The organism is Clavibacter sp. VKM Ac-2873 (genome assembly GCF_015351075.1).
Lineage (GTDB): Bacteria > Actinomycetota > Actinomycetes > Actinomycetales > Microbacteriaceae > Clavibacter.
The window spans coordinates 489670-507607 of record NZ_JADKRS010000001.1 but is presented as its reverse complement, the minus strand read 5'-3'; the positions used below and the strand labels follow the sequence as shown (position 1 = coordinate 507607).

The window sequence follows — 17938 nt, the reverse complement described above, 5'->3', positions numbered from 1 at the left end:
CGCCGCACCCTGAGGGATGCGGCGCCGTCGTCGTGCGGGCGGTCGGGTCAGACGGTCGGCACCCGCGGGGTGCCGTCGTCCGCGCCGGGGGCGTCGTCCGTCGCGGACAGCGCCTCGACGGGCGGCTGCGCATCGGGCGACTGCGGCAGGACGGGCGTCGCGGTCTCGCCGGCGTACGGCGTGCCGTCGGCGCGCGACTCGTCCGCGTCGGGGGCCGCGTGCGCGGGCGCCTCGACGGGGCGGAGGTCGGCCGGATCCTGCTCGAGGCGCAGCCAGAGGCCCGCGAGCGGCGGCAGCGTCAGCTCCGCCGACGCCGGGCGGCCGTGCCAGCCCTCGTCGCCGGCGTGCACGGCGCCGAGGTTGCCCACGCCTGATCCGCCGAACTGCTCGGCGTCGGTGTTGAGGATCTCCTCCCAGACGCCCGCCTGCGGCAGCCCCAGCCGGTAGCCCTGGATGGGCGCCCCGGAGAAGTTGTGCACGACGGCGACCTGGTGGCCCTCCCGGTCGCGGCGGAGGAACGCCAGCACGTTGCGCCCGGCGTCGCCCGCGTCGATCCACTCGAAGCCGGCCGGGTCGTTGTCGAGCGCCCACAGCGCGGGCGTGTCCACGTAGGTGCGGTTGAGCGACCCGACGAGGTCGAACAGGGCGCGGTGCACGGGCTGGTCGAGGATCCACCAGTCGAGCCCGCGCTCCTCGCTCCACTCGGACGGCTGCCCGAACTCCTGGCCCATGAACAGCAGCTGCTTGCCGGGGTGGGACCACATGAAGCTGAGGTATGCGCGGACGTTGGCGAGCTTCTGCCAATGGTCGCCGGGCATCTTGCCGACGAGCGAGCCCTTGCCGTGCACGACCTCGTCGTGGCTGATGGGGAGGAGGAAGTTCTCGGTGTACGCGTAGACCATCGAGAAGGTGATCTGGCCGTGGTGGTAGGAGCGGTACATCGGGTCCTCGGCCGCGTAGTCGAGCGTGTCGTGCATCCAGCCCATGTTCCACTTGAGCCCGAAGCCGAGCCCGCCGTCGCTCGTGGGGCGCGTGACGCCGGGGAAGCTCGTGGACTCCTCCGCGATCATCACGATGCCGGGGTGGGTGCGGTACGCGGTGGCGTTGACCTCCTGCAGGAAGCTGATCGCCTCGAGGTTCTCGCGGCCGCCGTGCACGTTGGGGAGCCACTGGCCCTCCTCGCGGGAGTAGTCGAGGTAGAGCATCGAGGCCACGGCGTCGACCCGGAGGCCGTCGATGTGGAACTCCTCGAACCAGTACAGCGCGTTGGCGACGAGGAAGTTGCGCACCTGCGAGTGGCCGAAGTCGAAGACGAGGGTGCCCCAGTCCTGCTGCTCGCCGCGGCGCGGATCCGTGTGCTCGTAGAGCGGCTGGCCGTCGAACTGCGCGAGCGCGAACGCGTCCTTCGGGAAGTGGGCGGGGACCCAGTCCACGATGACGCCGATGCCGGCCCGGTGCAGCGCGTCGATGAGGAACTTGAGGTCGTCGGGCGATCCGAAGCGCGAGGTGGGCGCGTAGTAGCCGGAGACCTGGTAGCCCCAAGAGCCGCCGAACGGGTGCTCCGCCAGCGGCAGGAACTCGACGTGCGTGTACGCGAGCTCCTGGAGGTAGGCGACCAGCTCGCCGGCGACCTCGCGGTAGCCGAGGCCGGGCCGCCAGGACCCGAGGTGCATCTCGTACACGCTCATGGGGGAGTCGTGCGGGTCGCGCGCGGCCCGCTCCTCGAGCCAGGCGGCGTCGTCCCACTGGTAGGCGCTCGTCTCGACGCGCGACGCGGTGGCGGGCGGGACCTCGGTCATGCGGGCCATGGGGTCGGCCTTCTCGATCCACTGCCGCGTCTGCGTGAGGATCTCGAACTTGTACGAGACGCCGGGCTCGACGCCCGGGACGAAGAGCTCCCAGACGCCGTTGCCGTCGAGGCGGCGCATCGCGTGCTGCACGCCGTCCCAGCCGTTGAAGCCGCCGATGACGCGCACGGCCCGGGCGTGCGGCGCCCAGACGGAGAAGGAGACGCCCCAGTACGTCTGCGCGACGCCCCAGTGCTCGCGGTGGTGGGCGCCGAGGACGTCCCAGAGGCGCTCGTGGCGGCCCTCGCCGAACAGGTGGAGGTCGAGGTCGCCCACGGTCGGGAGGAAGCGGTACGGGTCGTCGCTGGTCCAGGTGCCGCCGTCGGAGTAGCGCGCCTCGACCTGGTAGTCCTGCAGGCCGAGCACGTGCGCGCCCTGCCAGACGCCGTGGCCCACGTGCGCGAGCGCGACGCGGGCGCCCGTGGAGAGGACCACCGAGACGGCCTCCGCGAGCGGGCGCAGGGCGCGGACGACGACGAGGTCGTCGCCGACGCCGTCGATCGCCACGGGGTGCTGGCCGAGGACCGAGTGCGGTCCGGAGTGGACGCCATCGGCGACGGCGCGCAGGTCGTGGTCGGCGACCTCGGGGAGGCGGATGGGATCGGAAGGCGACGCGGGTGCCTCGTCGACGGGGTCCCCGTCGGCCGCGGGCACGACGACGTCGGCGCCCTGCTCGAGGTCGGCATCGGCGGCAGGCGGCACGATCACGTCGGCGCCGGGCAGCTCGTCCTGGGGGTCGTGCGCGGGGGTGGTGTCGGTCATGTCCGTCATCCCTTCGATGCGGTCGGGTGGACCCGGAACACGTGCACGGGGTGCGTGAACGCGTCGAGCCGGACGAAGTTGGAGGTCGACCACGTGTAGACGTCGCCCGTGAGGAGGTCCTCGACGTCGAACACGGCGTCCTCGGCGAGGCCGAAGCGGGTCGGGTCGAGGTGCACCTGGGTCTCGCGCGCGGAGTGCGGGTCGACGTTGGCGACCACGAGGATCGTGTCGGCCTCGCCCGTGCCGGTGTGCTCGGCCGCGAGGTGCTTGGAGTAGACGAGGATGGAGTCGTCGTCGCTCCAGTGCACGTCGAGGTTCCGCAGCTGGCGGAGCGCCGGGTGCTCGCGGCGGATCTCGTTGAGGCGCGTGATCTCCGGCGCGATGGATCCGCCGAGCTCCTCCTGGCGCGCCCAGTCGCGCGGCTTGTACTCGTACTTCTCGTTGTCGATGTTCTCCTCGGCGCCGGGGCGCGCGACGTTCTCGATCAGCTCGTAGCCCGAGTAGATGCCCCACGACGGCGACGCGGTGGCGGCGATGGCCGCGCGGATCCGGTACGCGGCCCGCCCGCCGAACTGCAGGTACGGGGTGAGGATGTCGTGCGTGTTCGCGAAGAAGTTCGGGCGCAGGTAGTCGCTCGTCTCGTGGCTGACCTCGGTGAGGTACTCCTCGAGCTCCTTCTTCGTGTTGCGCCAGGTGAAGTACGTGTACGACTGCTGGAAGCCGATCTTCGCCAGCGTGCGCATCATCGCGGGGCGCGTGAACGCCTCGCTGAGGAAGATCGCGTCGGGCTCGTCGCGCATCACCCGGTGGATGAGGCGCTCCCAGAACACGAGCGGCTTGGTGTGCGGGTTGTCGACGCGGAAGATCTTGACGCCGAGGCCGAGCCACACCCGCATGACGCGGAGCATCTCCCAGTACGCCCCTTCGGGGTCGTTGTCGAAGTTCAGGGGGTAGATGTCCTGGTACTTCTTCGGCGGGTTCTCCGCGTACGCGATCGAGCCGTCGGGCAGCGTCGTGAAGAGCTCCGGGTGCGTCGTGACCCACGGGTGGTCGGGCGACGCCTGGAGGGCGATGTCGATCGCGAGCTCCATGCCGTGGTCGGCGACCGCCTGCACGAACGCGCGGAAGTCGTCCTCGGTGCCGAGCTCGGGGTGGATGGAGTCGTGCCCGCCGTCCTCCGAGCCGATGCCGTAGGGCGACCCCGGGTCGTGCGGGCCCGCGGTGAGCGTGTTGTTCGGGCCCTTGCGGTTGGTGCGGCCGATGGGGTGCACCGGCGGGATGTAGACGACGTCGAAGCCCATGTCGCGGATCGCGGGGAGACGGCGGGCGGCGGTGGCGAACGTGCCGCTCGTCCAGGATCCGTCCTCGTGCTCCACCGCGCCCTCGGAGCGCGGGAAGAACTCGTACCAGGACCCGACGGCGGCGCGCTCGCGCTCCACGACGATCGTGCGCTCGGGGGAGAGCGTGACCAGGCTGCGGAGGGGGATGCGGTCGAACGCCGCGAGGACCTCGGGGGTCGTGGCGGCGGCGAGGCGGGCCTCGGCCGTGGCATCGGCGTCCGCGATGCCGGCGAGGGCGTCGCGGAGCACGGCGCGGTCGGCCGGATCGCGGTCGTCGTCCGCGGCCGCGCGCTCGAGCGCCTCCGCGCCGAGGGCCAGCATCACGTCGACGTCGAGGCCGGCGGGCACCTTGATCTCCGCGTCGTGCAGCCACGTGCCGAAGTCGTCGGACCACGCGCTGACCCGCCAGGTCCAGACGCCCTGCGTCTCGAGCTGGGCGGTCGTCATCCAGCGGTCGAGGCCGGGCTTCGTGGCGTCGAGCGACATGCGGTGCCCGGTGACGGCGCCGGTCGGGTCGGTGAGCAGCACGTCGGCGCCGATGAGGTCGTGGCCCTCGCGGAAGATCGTCGCGCCGAAGGGCACGACGTCGTGGACGAAGCTCGTGACGGGCCAGAGGTCGTCCTCGATCTGCGGGGTGAGCGAGAGGATCGGGATGCGGCCGATGACGGGGAGGTAGTCGTCGTCGTCGTCGGGGGCGGGCTCGTCCGCGGGGGCCGCGGCGGGGGTCCGGTCGGCCGGCGCCGGTTCGAGGGGCCAGGCGGAGCGCGCCGGCGCGGCATCGGGCGTCGGCTCGGCGACCGGAGCGGCGTGGCGCGGCGCGGACGGCACGGGAGCGGCGGGCTCGAGCGCGGGCTCGACGGGTGCGGCGGGCTCGGGCGCCGGCGCGACCTCGCGCGCGGGCTCGACGGGAGCTGCGTCCTCGGGCGCCGGGACGTGCGCGGGCTCCGGCGCCGCGGGGACCGGCGGGGTCAGGGGCGGCGCGGGGATCACGGGCGGCTGCGGCTCGGGGGTCGCGGCGGCCGCCTGAGCGGGGGCCTCCGGGATCAGCGGGGGTCGGGGCTCCGGGGGCCTCTGGGCGTCCTGGAGCTTCTGGGCCTTGGCGGCCTTGCGGGCTGCACGGCCGCGCACCGGGCGGGGGAGGGGATCGGGTCCGTCCTGGGGTGTGGTCACTGTTCGACCGTAGCTCGTGCGCCGTCCGGCTGTCGCTCGCCGCGGCGGTGGCGCACGCCGTGCGGATCCCCGACGCCCCCGCGTCACCGGCCGTGCGCCCCGCGTCCACGGCCCCTCCACGCCCGACCGGGACCCTGGTGCGCACCACCCCGCGCCCCTAGGCTCGGGGCCACCCGCGCGGGTCCACCCGCCGCCGTCCGGTCCGAGGGAGTCCCGTGAAGGCCATCCGCAGATTCACCGTCCGTGCCGTCCTCCCGGAGGAGCTGTCCGCGTTGGACGAGCTCGCCGGGAACCTCCGGTGGTCGTGGTACGAGCCGACCCGCCGCGTGTTCGCGCACGTCAGCCCCGAGCTCTGGGAGGGCACGGGCCACGACCCGGTGGCGCTCCTCGGCGCGGTCGACCAGGAGCGCCTCCGCGAGCTCGCGGCCGACGAGGGATTCGTCGCGTGGGCGGAGGAGCAGCGGCAGGACCTCCGCACGTACTGCCACGAGCCCCGCTGGTACCAGTCGCTCGGCGACGACGTGCCCGAGTCGATCGGCTACTTCTCGCCCGAGTTCGGGATCGCGGCTGCGCTGCCGCAGTACTCCGGCGGCCTCGGGATCCTCGCGGGCGACCACCTCAAGAGCGCCTCCGACCTCGGCGTCCCGCTCGTGGGCGTCGGCCTCTTCTACCGGTCCGGCTACTTCCGCCAGGGGATCTCCTCCGACGGCTGGCAGCAGGAGACCTACCCCGTGTTCGATCCGGACGGACTGCCGCTCCAGGTGCTCCGCGACGCCGACGGCGCGCCCGTCCACGTGTCCCTCGCGCTGCCCGCCGAACGCACGCTGCACGCGCGGATCTGGGTGGCCCGGGTCGGCCGCATCCCGCTGCTCCTCCTCGACACCGACGTGCCCGAGAACGACGACGAGCTGCGGCGCGTCACCGACCGGCTCTACGGCGGCGGCGGCGAGCACCGGCTGCACCAGGAGCTGCTGCTCGGCATCGGCGGCGTGCGCGCCATCGCGGCGCACTCCCGCGTCACCGGCGCGCCCGTGCCCCGGGTCTTCCACACCAACGAGGGCCACGCGGGCTTCCTCGGCGTCGAGCGGATCTCGACCCTCATGGCCGACGGACTCGACGTCGACGAGGCGCTGCAGGTGGTGCGCGCCGGCACGGTCTTCACGACGCACACGCCCGTGCCCGCGGGCATCGACCGGTTCGACGTGGACCTCGTGCGGCGGCACGTCACGGATCGGCTGCTGCCGGGCGTGCCGCCGGAGCGCGTGCTCGGGCTGGGCGCGGAGTCGCACGACGGCGGATCGCCCGACGTGTTCAACATGGCGCTCATGGGCCTCCGCCTCGCGCAGCGCGCCAACGGCGTCTCGCAGCTGCACGGCGAGGTGAGCCGGGGCATGTTCGCGGGGCTCTGGCCGGGGTTCGACACCGAGGAGGTGCCGATCACGAGCGTGACGAACGGCGTGCACGCGCCGACGTGGACGGACCCGATGCTCATGTCGCTCGCGCGCGAGCGCCTCGGCACGTGGGATACCACGGCGGCCGACTGGTCGTCATCTGCCGTGAGCGACGGCGACCTCTGGGACGTGCGCGGCCGGATGCGCCGCCAGCTCGTGGAGGACGCCCGCCGGCGGGTCGTCCGCGCCTGGCGCGAGCAGAACCCCGGCGCCGTCGAGCCCGCATGGCTCGAGGACGTGCTCGACCCCGAGGTCCTCACCATCGGCTTCGCCCGGCGCGTCCCCACCTACAAGCGGCTGACGCTCATGCTCCACGACCGGGAGCGCCTCCGCCGGATCCTCACCGACCCCGACCGGCCCGTGCAGATCGTGGTCGCGGGGAAGTCCCACCCCGCGGACGACGAGGGCAAGCGCCTCATCCAGGAGCTCGTGCGCTTCGCGGCCGAGCCGGGGATCCGCGGCCGGCTCGTGTTCCTGCCCGACTACGACATCGGGATGGCGCAGCTGCTCTACCCGGGCACCGACGTGTGGCTCAACAACCCGCTCCGGCCGCTGGAGGCGTGCGGCACCAGCGGCATGAAGGCGGCGCTCAACGGCGCGCTCAACCTGTCGATCCTCGACGGCTGGTGGAACGAGTACTTCGACGGCGGCAACGGCTGGGCGATCCCCTCGGCCGACCGCGCGCACGACGGCGCCGAGCGCGACGCGATGGAGGCGACCGCGCTCTACGACCTCATCGAGAACCGCATCGCGCCGCGCTTCTACGAGCGGGACGCGGACGGCGTGCCCGTCGGCTGGGTGCACGACATCCGCCACACGCTCCGCACGCTGTCACCCGAGCTCAGCGCCGACCGCATGGTGCGCCAGTACGTCGAGCGGCTGTACGTGCCCGCGGGCCACGCGCAGGCCGTCGTCGCGGCGGACGGCGCGGCGCGCGCCCGCGAGCTGGCGGCCTGGCGCGGACGCGTCGCCGCCGCGTGGCCGTCCGTGCAGGTCGCGCACGTCGAGTCGGAGGGCGTCGAGCACCAGGCGCAGGTCGGCGACGAGCTGCGGGTGCGCGCCTGGGTCGCGCTCGGCGGGCTCGGCGCGGAGGACGTCACGGTCGAGGTCGTGCACGGGCGCACGGGCGAGGGCGACGTGCTCGCGGACGTCGTGCGGCAGGCGCTCGAGCCGGTCGGCGGATCCGGCGGGCAGCAGGAGTACGCGGGCGCCGTGCGGCTCGCGAGCGCGGGACCGTTCGGCTACACCGTGCGCGTGGTGCCGCGGCACGAGCTGCTGGCCTCGAGCGCGGAGCCGGGGCTGGTCGCGGTCGCGAGCTGACGCGGCCGGGCGGCGTCCATCGGGGCGTCGCTCGGCCGCCGCGTCGGGCCCGTCGGCGGTCAGGCCGGCGTGGCGGAGAGCTTCGCGGCGAGCACCTCGGCGAAGCGCGCGTAGCCGCGGTCGTTCGGGTGGTTGTCCGGGCCCATCCAGCCGTAGGGGTCCGACGCGCCGTCGCCCACCATGCGGGGGATGTACGCGCCGATCTCGAACACGTCGGCGAGCGGATCCGCGGACGCCGCGTCGCGCAGCGCCCCGATGTAGTCGGCCCACGTCGTGCCGGGGATCGGCAGCGTCGTGCGCTCGTACGGCGGGGTGAAGAGGATGGGCGCCTCGCTCGTCGTGCGGATCAGCTCGATGAGCACGGCCGCGTCCGACCGCACCTGCTCGGGAGTGCGGACGACCACGTCGTTGATGAGGTGCTCGGGCATCCAGAGGTCGAGCTCGAAGCGGGGGGCGGAGCGTATCCACGTGCTCACGCCGTCGGGTCGCGCCTTCTCCGAGAGCTGCCAGAGCTGCGAGCCGGAGTTGCCGCCCTCGATGACGTGGATCCCGCGGGTCTCGTCGCCGTCGAAGAGCCACGCGCCCTCGAGCTCGGGCTTCCCGCCGGCCCACGCGACCGTGATCGCGTGCTCCGCGGACTCGAGCGGCGGGCTCGTCCAGGTGAGGGATCCGCCGACGTCCGCCTGCACGGTCTCGGGCGCGCCGTCGTCGACCTGCACGGTGATCGCGGCGTCGAGCCCGGGCGCCCACCAGCACACCCGCGCCGAGGTCATGCGGGCCCGGTACGTGCCGGGACCCGCGGCCTCCGTGAGCGCGACGACGCGCCGCCCCCAGCCGTGCCGCCCGCCCGCTGCGGGCGTCCCGGCGAACGCGAAGCCCTGGTCGGCGGGCACGGTGATCTGGTGCCGGGAGGCGATGTAGTCGAGCCCGCCGCGTGCGCCGGACGGGTAGGCGCCGCGCAGCCGGTCGCGGAGCTGGGCGGGGTAGGCGTGCTGGAGCGTGGTGGCGCCCTGGCCCTCGGTGATGCTGTCGCCGAGCACGCCGATCGTGAGGCGCCGTTCGCGCACGGCGTCCCGCAGGGCGTAGAAGCCGGCGAGCGCGTCGTCGGGCGCGTAGGTCATGGCGTCGATCGGCGGGCCGCCGGACGCGGTGACGGCGGGCGCGGGGGGATCCCCGGCATCCGCCGACGGGGTCGCGGTCGCGTCCCCGGTCGGCGGGGCCGGGCGCGGGGTCGTGGTGCAGCCGGCGACGGCGGCGACCGCCGACAGCGCGGCCAGGCCGCCGCCCGCGACGAGCGCACGGCGGGTGAGCGTCCGTCGGGCATCGGTCGGACGGCCGAGGGGAGGCAGGCCGGGGGAGCGGCCGCCGGGCGGGGCGGGGGACTCGTCGGTCATGGGCGGCGTCCTCGTCGTTCGGGGCGCGACGGTGCGCGGCGGATCGTGCGGGTCACTCCAGGAGAGCACACGAGCGGCGCGCGACGCGAGCCCGGCTCGGCCCCCGTCCGGGACGCATCGGGGTGCGCCCCGCGCCAGCACGGGGGAGGAGCGCTCAGCAGGCCAGGTAGATCCGCAGCGCCGGCCCGTCGACCTCGACCCGGTCCCCCGGCGCGTCGTCGGTCGCCACGACCTCGGGCCGCTCCCACTCGCTCGACCAGAGCAGGCACCAGCACGCGACGCCGTCCTGCTCCGGCAGCGTCACGGCGGCCCGGGACTCCTGCCCGTGGACGACGACGAGCACGCGGTTCGGGTCCTCGGTCTCGGGCGTCGACGTGGTGATCCACTGCAGCGTGCGCGTGCCCGTGGACTCCCAGGCCGCCTCCGTCATGGGCGCGCCGTCGGCGTCGCGCCACGCGAGGACGGATGCGCTCGGCACGCGCGCGTCGGGCTCCGCGTAGCGCGAGGGCCGGAGCGCCGGGTTCTCCCGCCGGATCCGGAGGAGGTGGCGCGTCGTCGCCTCCAGGTCCATCCGCCACGCGTCCTCGTCCCAGCGCATCCACGTGGCCGCGTTGTCGAGGCAGTAGCCGTTGTTGTTGCCGCGCTGGGTGCGGCCGCGCTCGTCGCCCATCGTGATCATGGGGATGCCCGCGGAGACGAGCAGCGTGCCGAGGAGGTTGCGGGACGTGCGGCGGCGGGCCGCGAGGATCGCCGCGTCGCGCGTCGGCCCCTCCACGCCGTGGTTCCACGAGCGGTTGGCGTCCGTGCCGTCGCGGTTCGACTCGCCGTTGCCGCTGTTGTGCTTGCGGTCGTAGGACGTGAGGTCCGCGAGCGTGAAGCCGTCGTGCGCCGTGACGAAGGAGACGGACGCGAGCGGGCCGCGGTCGGCGGCGAAGGTGCCCGAGGAGCCGGCGAGGCAGGACGCGAGCGCGCCCACGCCGCTCGGGGCGTGGCCGGTGCGCCTCGCCTGGGCGACGTCGGTCAGCCAGAAGTCGCGCACGACGTCCCGGTAGCCGTCGTTCCACTCGCTCCAGCCGGATCCGAACCCGCCCGTGCGCCACCCGCCCATGCCCACGTCCCACGGCTCGGCGATCATGAGCAGCCCCTCGAGCGCCTCGTCCTCGACGATGGCGCGCAGCAGCGGATGCCCCGGGTCGAAGTCCACGCGCTCGTCGCGGCCGAGCGTGACGGCGAGGTCGAAGCGGAAGCCGTCCACGCCCATCACGTCGGACCAGTGCTCGAGCGAGTCGAGCACGAGGCGCTGCGCGTCGGGCCGGGACAGGTCGACCGTGTTGCCGCAGCCCGTGACGTCGATGGGGGTGCCGTCCGGCGTGTGCCGGTAGTAGCGGGACCCGTCGATCCCGCGGAGGCTCGTGATCGGCCCGTCGGCGCCCTCCTCGGCCGTGTGGTTGTAGACGACGTCGAGCACGACCTGGATCCCCGCGGCGTGGAGCGCGTCGACCATGCCGCGGAACTCGGCGGCGACCGCGTCGGCCCCCGCGTCGCGCGCCGCGCGCGTGGCGTAGGGCGCGTGCGGCGCCAGGTACGCGAGCGTGTTGTAGCCCCAGTGGTTGATCCGGCCCTGCGCGCGCAGCCGCTCCTCGCTCGTGGACGCGTGCACCGGCAGGAGCTCGACGGTCGTGATCCCGAGGTCGACCAGGCGCGCCACCGTGGCCGGGTGCCCGAGACCCGCGTAGGTGCCGCGGAGCTCCTCCGGGAGCCGCTCGTCGGTCTTCGTGAAGCCGCGCACGTGGAGCTCGTAGACGACCTGCCGGTCGCGCGGCACGACGGGACGGGCGGCGCGGCGGGCGGCGCGCTCCCCGGCGGGCACCTCGCGCGTGGCGACCGAGCGCCATGCGGCGGGGCCGACCTGCACCAGGCCGCGCGCGTAGGGGTCCAGCAGGTGCCGCGTCGGGTCGAAGGAATCGCCGGGCGCGGGGTCGCCGTCGACGCGCACCGAGTACGCGGTGCCGGGGACGAGCAGGGCGCTGGAGCCCGTCCAGACGCCCGCGTCGCCGCGATCGAGGGGGACGACCTGCGCCACGCGGCGGGGATCGTCGACGGCCGAGACGGTGAGCTCCACGGCGGACGCGCCGTGGCTCACGACGCGCAGCGTGCCCCCCTGGTCGTGGAGCGTCAGCCCCAGGGGCACGGGCGGTCCGGGGCGCGGCATGCGACCTAGGGTAGGGGCATGACGGTCTACCTCGACCACGCGGCGACGACCCCGATGCGGCCCGAGGCGATCGCGGCGCTCGCCGGGGCGCTCACGCTCGTGGGGAACCCGTCCTCCATCCACTCGCACGGCCAGGAGGCCCGGCGCGTGCTCGAGGAGGCCCGCGAGGCCATCGCGCGGGCCCTCGACGCGGATCCCGTCGAGGTGATCCTCACCTCCGGCGGCACCGAGTCGGTGAACCTCGGCATCAAGGGGCTGCACGGCGCGCGGGTGGCCTCCGACGCGCGTCGCACGCGGATCCTCGTGCCCGACGGCGAGCACCACGCCACGGTCGACACGGTCGAGTGGCTCGAGCGCCGCGGCGCGGTCGTCGAGCGGCTCCCGATCGACGCGGTCGGGCGCATCCGGGTCGACGCGGTCGCCGCCGCGCTCGCCGCCGACCCCGCATCCGCCTCCCTCCTCACGTTCCTCGCCGCGAGCAACGAGGTCGGCACGATCCAGCCCGTCGAGGAGCTCGCCGCCCTCGCCCGGGCGCACGGCGTGCCCGTGCACGTCGACGCGGTCGCCGCGCTCGGCCACATGCCCGTCCCGTTCCGGCGCTGGCGCGAGGCGGGCGTCCACGCGGTCAGCGTGTCGGCGCACAAGGTCGGCGGGCCCGTCGGCAGCGGCGCGCTCGTGCTCGCGCGGCAGGCCGCCGTGGATCCGCAGATCCACGGCGGCGGCCAGCAGCGGCAGGTGCGCTCGGGCACGCAGGACGCCGCGTCCGCCGTGGCGTTCGCGACGGCCGTCACCCTCGCGGTCGCCGAGCTCGACGCCGAGCGGCTCCGGCTGGCGGCGCTCCGCGACCGGCTCGTCGAGACCGTGCTCCGCGACGTCCCCGGCGCCGTCCTCCGCGGCGACCCGGATCCCGGGGGCCGCCTCCCCGGCAACGCGCACCTGACCTTCGCGGGGTGCCAGGGCGACTCGCTGCTGCTCCTGCTCGACATGGCCGGCGTCTCGGTGAGCACCGGATCCGCGTGCCAGGCCGGCGTGGCCGAGGTCTCCCACGTGCTCATCGGCATGGGCATCCCCGAGGACGCGGCCCGCGGCGCGCTCCGCGTCACGCTCGGCCGCACGACGACGGACGCCGACGTCGACGCGCTCCTGGCGGCGCTGCCCGACGCCGTCGCGCGCGCCTCCCGGGCGGGCCTCGCGGGCCGCGCGGCGCGTAGGCTCACGGGGTGAAGATCCTCGCAGCGATGAGTGGCGGAGTCGACTCCGCCGTGGCCGCCGCCCGCGCCGTGGAGGCCGGGCACGACGTGACGGGCGTGCACCTCGCGCTCAGCCGCATGCCGGGGACGCTCCGCACCGGATCCCGCGGCTGCTGCACCATCGAGGACTCGATGGACGCGCGCCGCACGGCCGACCTCCTCGGCATCCCGTTCTACGTGTGGGACTTCTCCGAGCGCTTCGCCGCCGACGTGGTCGACGACTTCGTGGCCGAGTACCAGGCCGGCCGCACGCCGAACCCCTGCATGCGCTGCAACGAGCGGATCAAGTTCGCGGCGCTCCTCGAGAAGGCGCTCGACCTCGGCTTCGATGCCGTCTGCACGGGCCACTACGCCGACGTGCTCCCCGGGCCGGACGGCGAGCCCGAGCTGCACCGCGCCGCCGCGTGGGCCAAGGACCAGTCGTACGTGCTCGGCGTGCTCACCGCCGAGCAGATCGCGCACTCGTACTTCCCGCTCGGCTCGACGCCCTCCAAGGCGGAGGTGCGCGCCGAGGCGCAGGCGCGGGGGATCCAGGTGGCGCAGAAGCCCGACAGCCACGACATCTGCTTCATCCCCGACGGCGACACGCGCGGCTGGCTCGCCGACCGCGTGGGAGCCGCGCCCGGCGACATCCTCGATGGCGAGGGCATCGCGATCGGCACGCACCAGGGAGCCGCGGCCTTCACGGTCGGGCAGCGCAAGGGCCTGGCGATCGGGACCCCGGCGCCCGACGGCCGGCCGCGCTTCGTGCTGGAGATCCGGCCCAAGGACAACACGGTGGTCGTCGGCCCGCAGGAGGCGCTCGCCATCCGCGAGATCGCCGGGTCCTCCTTCACGTGGGCCGGCACCCCGCCCACGCGGCCGGACCAGCCGTTCGACTGCGACGTGCAGATCCGCGCCCACGCCGACCCCGTGCCCGCGCGGGCGGCGGTGTCGGAGGTCGATGGCAGCATGCAGCTCGTGATCACCCCCCGAGACCCCCTGCACGGCGTCGCCCCCGGTCAGACCGCCGTCGTCTACGCGGGCACGCGCGTGCTCGGCCAGGTCACCATCGACCGCACGGTGAGCGCCGTGGCCGGGTCCCGCCCGCCGATGCGCGACGCCGCCTTGGCCGCCCCCGCCCCCGCCCCCGCCCTCGTCGGCGCGGCCACGGGGGAGTGAGCGCACCGTGAGCGACACGACGACCGGATCCGACGCTGCCGCCGACGTCCCCGCGACGACCCCCGCCGACCTCGAGGCGGCCTCCGCACGCGTGGACGCGCTCCGCGCCGAGATCGAGCGCCACCGCGACGAGTACTACGCGTCGAACGCGAGCACCCTCAGCGACGCCGAGTACGACTCGCTCGTGCACGAGCTCGCGGCGCTCGAGGAGGCGCATCCGACGCTCCGCAGCCAGGACAGCCCCACGCAGACCGTCGGCGGCCGCGCGGAGACCACGCTGTTCGCGCCCGTCACGCACGCCGAGCGCATGCTCAGCCTCGACAACGTGTTCAGCGAGGAGGAGCTCGCCGAGTGGGCGGCCAAGGTCGAGCGCGACGCCGGCAGCGGCCGCGTCCGCTACCTCTCGGAGCTCAAGATCGACGGGCTCGCCATCAACCTCCGCTACGAGCACGGCGTGCTCGTCACGGCGGCCACGCGCGGCGACGGCGTCGTCGGCGAGGACGTCACGCAGAACGTGCTCACCATGGGCACGGTCCCGGAGCGCCTCGCGGGCACCGGGCACCCGCCGCTCGTGGAGGTGCGCGGCGAGATCTTCTTCCCCGTCGCCGAGTTCGACGAGCTCAACGCCCGGCAGCTGGAGGTGGGGGAGCGCGTCTTCGCCAATCCCCGCAACGCCGCCGCCGGGTCGCTGCGCCAGAAGGAGGAGGGCAAGAGCCCCGCGCGCCTCGAGCTCATGCACGCGCGCATCCGCCGTCTCCGGATGCTCGTGCACGGCATCGGCGCGTGGCCCGTCCGCGAGCTGGAGCGCGACGCGCACGTGTCCGCGCAGTCCGAGGTCTACGGGCTGCTGCAGGGGTGGGGCCTCCCCATCTCCACGCATTTCCGCGTGTTCGACGACGTCGCCGAGGTGGCCGGGTTCGTGCGGCGCCAAGGCGCCCACCGCGCCGAGGTCGAGCACCAGATCGACGGCATCGTCGTCAAGGTCGACGACCTGGGGCTCCACGAGGAGCTCGGGGCCACCAGCCGCGCGCCGCGCTGGGCGACCGCGTACAAGTACCCGCCCGAGGAGGTCAACACGACGCTGCTCGACATCGTCGTCAGCGTCGGCCGCACCGGCCGGGCCACCCCGTTCGCCGTCATGGAGAAGGTCGAGGTCGCCGGATCCGAGGTGCGCCAGGCCACGTTGCACAACCAGCAGGTCGTGAAGGCCAAGGGCGTGCTCATCGGAGACACGGTCGTGCTGCGCAAGGCCGGCGACGTCATCCCCGAGGTGCTCGGCCCCGTCGTCGAGCTCCGCGACGGCACCGAGCGCGAGTTCGTCATGCCCACGCTGTGCCCCGAGTGCCGGACGCCGCTCAAGCCGGCGAAGGAGGGCGACATCGACCTCCGCTGCCCGAACGCGCGCAGCTGCCCGGCGCAGGTCCGCGGGCGGGTCGAGCATGTGGCGTCGCGCGGCGCGCTCGACATCGAGGGCCTCGGCGAGGTCGCGGCGGCCGCCCTCACGCAGCCGCTCGAGCCGGAGGATCCGCCGCTCGAGACCGAGGCGGGCCTGTTCGAGCTCACGATGGCCGACCTCGTGCCCATCACGGTCGTCGTGCGCGACGCGGAGACGGGCATGGTCAAGCTCGACGAGAAGACCGGCGAGCCCAAGCGCGTCACGCCGTTCCGCCGCCGCCGGCAGAAGCGCGACGGCGCCTTCGACCCGGCCGCGCCCGTCGGCGACGAGGACTCCGTGCCGTCGAAGTCCGCCGAGGTGCTGCTCGAGAACCTCGAGAAGGCGAAGACCCAGGACCTCTGGCGCATCCTCGTGGCCCTCAGCATCCGGCACGTCGGCCCGGTCGCCGCGCGCGCCCTGGCCGGCTGGTTCGGCTCCCTCGACGCCATCCGCTCCGCCAGCCGCGAGGAGCTGGCCGCGGTCGACGGCGTTGGCGGGATCATCGCCGACGCGCTGCTCGACTGGTTCGAGGTCGACTGGCACCGCGAGATCGTCGACCGCTGGGAGCGTGCGGGAGTCGTCACGGCCGTCCCCGGCCACCCGGGTCCCGGCGCCGCCGCGGCCGCGGGCGGCGTGCTCGCGGGCCTCACGGTCGTGGCCACCGGCTCGCTCGACGGCTACACGCGCGAGGGCGCGCTCGAGGCGATCCTGGCGGCCGGCGGGAAGGCCGGATCCAGCGTCAGCAAGAAGACGCACTACGTCGCGGCCGGTCCCGGCGCCGGCTCGAAGCTCGGCAAGGCGGAGGCGCTCGGCGTGCGGATCATCGACGCGGCCGAGTTCCGCCTGCTCGTGGAGCAGGGGCCCGACGCGATCGCGCTGCCCGACGCGGATCCGGATCCGGACTCGGACCCGGAGGGCGCGTCCGCGGACGCGGCCGCCGCGCCGACGCCCGCGCGGGCACGGAAGCGGAAGGCCCCCGCCGAGGGGGAGTCCGCGTCACCGGCCGGGGACGCGGCCGACACCGAGTCGGGCGGGGCCGCAGAGAAAGCCTGATCAGGCCTCCCGCCCGACACCCGGCGCCGATAGCATGGACCGACGCGTCGGCGCGGGGCGCGCCATCCGCAGGCGCCGGACCTCCCCCGCCGTATTCTGGGGGACCTCGTACCGTGACGACTCGCTTCCGCGCGCTGCTCGCCGCCTCGGCCATCGCGTGCGCGTCGGTCGTGGCGCTCGTCGCGCCCGCGACCGCGGCCGGCGCGGTGACGCGCCCTCCCGCGGTCCTCGCCGGACCGGATGCCGCGGATCCCACCGCGGGAGCGCGCCTGCCGAGCCCCGCGCGCGTGGTCGAGCAGCTCCGCGACCAGGACGTCTCCGACCGGACGCTGCGCGACACGTCCCCCGTCGCGCTCCTGGGCGCGCTGCCGGCGCTCGACGTGCCGGAGCTGCGGCTGCTCGCGCACGCCATCCCGGACACGATCCGGGAGCTCGTCCGTCGGCCGCCCTCCGTGTCGGGCGTGGTCGCATGGTGGTCGGGCCTCGCACCGGCGCAGCGGCGGGACCTCGCCGAGGGGATGCCCGAGCTCGTGGGCAACCTGGAGGGGATCCCCGTGGTCGAGCGCGACGCCGCCAACCGCCGCCTCCTCGACCAGCGCGAGCGCGAGCTGCACGCGCGGGCGACGACGACGCCGGGACGCGGCGCGCAGCAGGCGCTCGGGCGCGACCTGGCCATGCTCGCCGAGGTGCGTCGCGCGCTGGAGCCCGCGGCGGGCGGCCCCGTGCGGTCGCTGCTGACGCTCGACACGACCTGGCCGGGACGCGCGGGCGTGGTGGTGGGCGACCTCGACACGGCGGCGTACGTGTCCATCGTCGTGCCCGGGATGTTCTACTCCGTGTCCGACCGCCTGGTCGACTGGACGGACGTCGCGGCGCGCCTCCAGCAGCAGCAGACGACGTTGCGCGGGGCGGGCGCCGGCACCGGCGCGGCCTCCGGCACCGGCGCGGGTGGCGTCGCCACCATCGCCTGGATCGGCTACCGCACGCCCGACCTCCTGGGGATCGGCTCCCTCGACCTCGCGCACGAGGGCGCGCAGTACCTCGAGGACGCGATCCAGGGGATCCAGGGCCTGCGCCGGGCCGACCCGCCCTACCTCACCGTCGTCGCGCACTCCTACGGGTCGACGGCGGCGCTGCTCGCGCTCTCGAGCGGCCGGGCCTCCGTCGACGCCCTGGCCGTGGTGGGATCCCCGGGCGGCGCCGTGCGCGACGCGGGCGAGCTGGACGTGCCCGCCGGCCGCGTGTACGTGGGCGAGGCGCCGTGGGATCCGGTGGTCGGGTCGTCGTACTTCGGCTCCGACCCGGGCAGCGCGTCGTTCGGCGCCGAGCACTTCGGGGTCGGCGGCACGGGCGCGGCCTCCGGCGTCTCGGCCGACGGATCCCTCGCCGGCGTCGTCGGCCACAACAGCTACTTCGACCGCGGCACGGAGTCCTTCCGGAACCTCGCGCTCATCGGCATCGATCGCCCGACGGCGCAGGACGTCGTCTCCGACGCGAGCGGCCGGTAGCCGACGCGACCGCGGGTGGCCGACCCGCGAGGCAG

General features: G+C 74.8%; 9 protein-coding genes. 5 read left to right on the top strand and 4 right to left on the bottom strand.

Annotation, left to right across the window (positions count from 1 at the left end):
- Window positions 1-47: 47 nt before the first annotated feature.
- Entirely contained in the window at window positions 48-2618 is a 2571-nt protein-coding gene (gene glgB / locus ITJ44_RS02330; RefSeq protein WP_194633166.1) for a 1,4-alpha-glucan branching protein GlgB, read from the bottom strand.
- Window positions 2615-4777, bottom strand: coding sequence for an alpha-1,4-glucan--maltose-1-phosphate maltosyltransferase (locus ITJ44_RS02325; RefSeq protein WP_370551638.1), 2163 nt, complete (start codon window positions 4775-4777; stop codon window positions 2615-2617). The genes glgB and ITJ44_RS02325 overlap by 4 nt, the downstream gene beginning before the upstream one ends.
- Before the next feature lie 557 nt (window positions 4778-5334).
- Between ITJ44_RS02325 and glgP the strand changes: the two genes are divergently transcribed.
- Window positions 5335-7890, top strand: coding sequence for an alpha-glucan family phosphorylase (gene glgP, locus ITJ44_RS02320; protein WP_194633165.1), 2556 nt, complete (start codon window positions 5335-5337; stop codon window positions 7888-7890).
- Between the two features lie 59 nt (window positions 7891-7949).
- On the opposite strand, the gene ITJ44_RS02315 is transcribed toward glgP, so the two are convergent.
- Complete coding sequence (locus ITJ44_RS02315) at window positions 7950-9284, bottom strand: SGNH/GDSL hydrolase family protein (RefSeq protein WP_194633164.1); 1335 nt, start codon at window positions 9282-9284, stop codon at window positions 7950-7952.
- Window positions 9285-9438: 154 nt separating this feature from the next.
- Window positions 9439-11496 carry a glycogen-debranching protein gene (locus ITJ44_RS02310; protein WP_228494462.1) on the bottom strand — a complete coding sequence of 686 codons (2058 nt, stop codon included), beginning with the start codon at window positions 11494-11496 and terminating at the stop codon, window positions 9439-9441.
- Between the two features lie 18 nt (window positions 11497-11514).
- On the opposite strand from ITJ44_RS02310, the gene ITJ44_RS02305 reads away from it, so the two are divergent.
- The 4 genes from ITJ44_RS02305 to ITJ44_RS02290 all read left to right on the top strand — a co-directional run bounded on the left by ITJ44_RS02305 (window position 11515) and on the right by ITJ44_RS02290 (window position 17903).
- Window positions 11515-12720: a cysteine desulfurase family protein gene (locus ITJ44_RS02305; protein WP_194633163.1), complete on the top strand. Its 1206-nt coding sequence runs from the start codon at window positions 11515-11517 to the stop codon at window positions 12718-12720.
- Window positions 12717-13907 (top strand): tRNA 2-thiouridine(34) synthase MnmA, encoded by a 1191-nt coding sequence (gene mnmA / locus ITJ44_RS02300; protein WP_194633162.1) that lies wholly within the window; start codon window positions 12717-12719, stop codon window positions 13905-13907. Before ITJ44_RS02305 ends, mnmA begins: the two co-directional genes overlap by 4 nt.
- Window positions 13908-13914: 7 nt before the next feature.
- Window positions 13915-16395, top strand: a complete 2481-nt coding sequence (gene ligA / locus ITJ44_RS02295; protein WP_194633161.1) for an NAD-dependent DNA ligase LigA — start codon at window positions 13915-13917, stop codon at window positions 16393-16395.
- Between the two features lie 113 nt (window positions 16396-16508).
- Complete coding sequence (locus ITJ44_RS02290; RefSeq protein WP_194633160.1) at window positions 16509-17903, top strand: alpha/beta hydrolase; 1395 nt, start codon at window positions 16509-16511, stop codon at window positions 17901-17903.
- The last annotated feature ends 35 nt before the right edge of the window (window positions 17904-17938 follow it).

Excerpts from the sequence above, each read along its gene's own strand:
- ITJ44_RS02310 (WP_228494462.1), bottom strand. The coding sequence starts at position 11,496 with ATGCCGCGCCCCGGACCGCCCGTGCCCCTGGGGCTGACGCTCCACGAC.
- ITJ44_RS02305 (WP_194633163.1), top strand. The coding sequence starts at position 11,515 with ATGACGGTCTACCTCGACCACGCGGCGACGACCCCGATGCGGCCCGAG.
- glgB (WP_194633166.1), bottom strand. The coding sequence starts at position 2,618 with ATGACGGACATGACCGACACCACCCCCGCGCACGACCCCCAGGACGAG.
- ITJ44_RS02315 (WP_194633164.1), bottom strand. The coding sequence starts at position 9,284 with ATGACCGACGAGTCCCCCGCCCCGCCCGGCGGCCGCTCCCCCGGCCTG.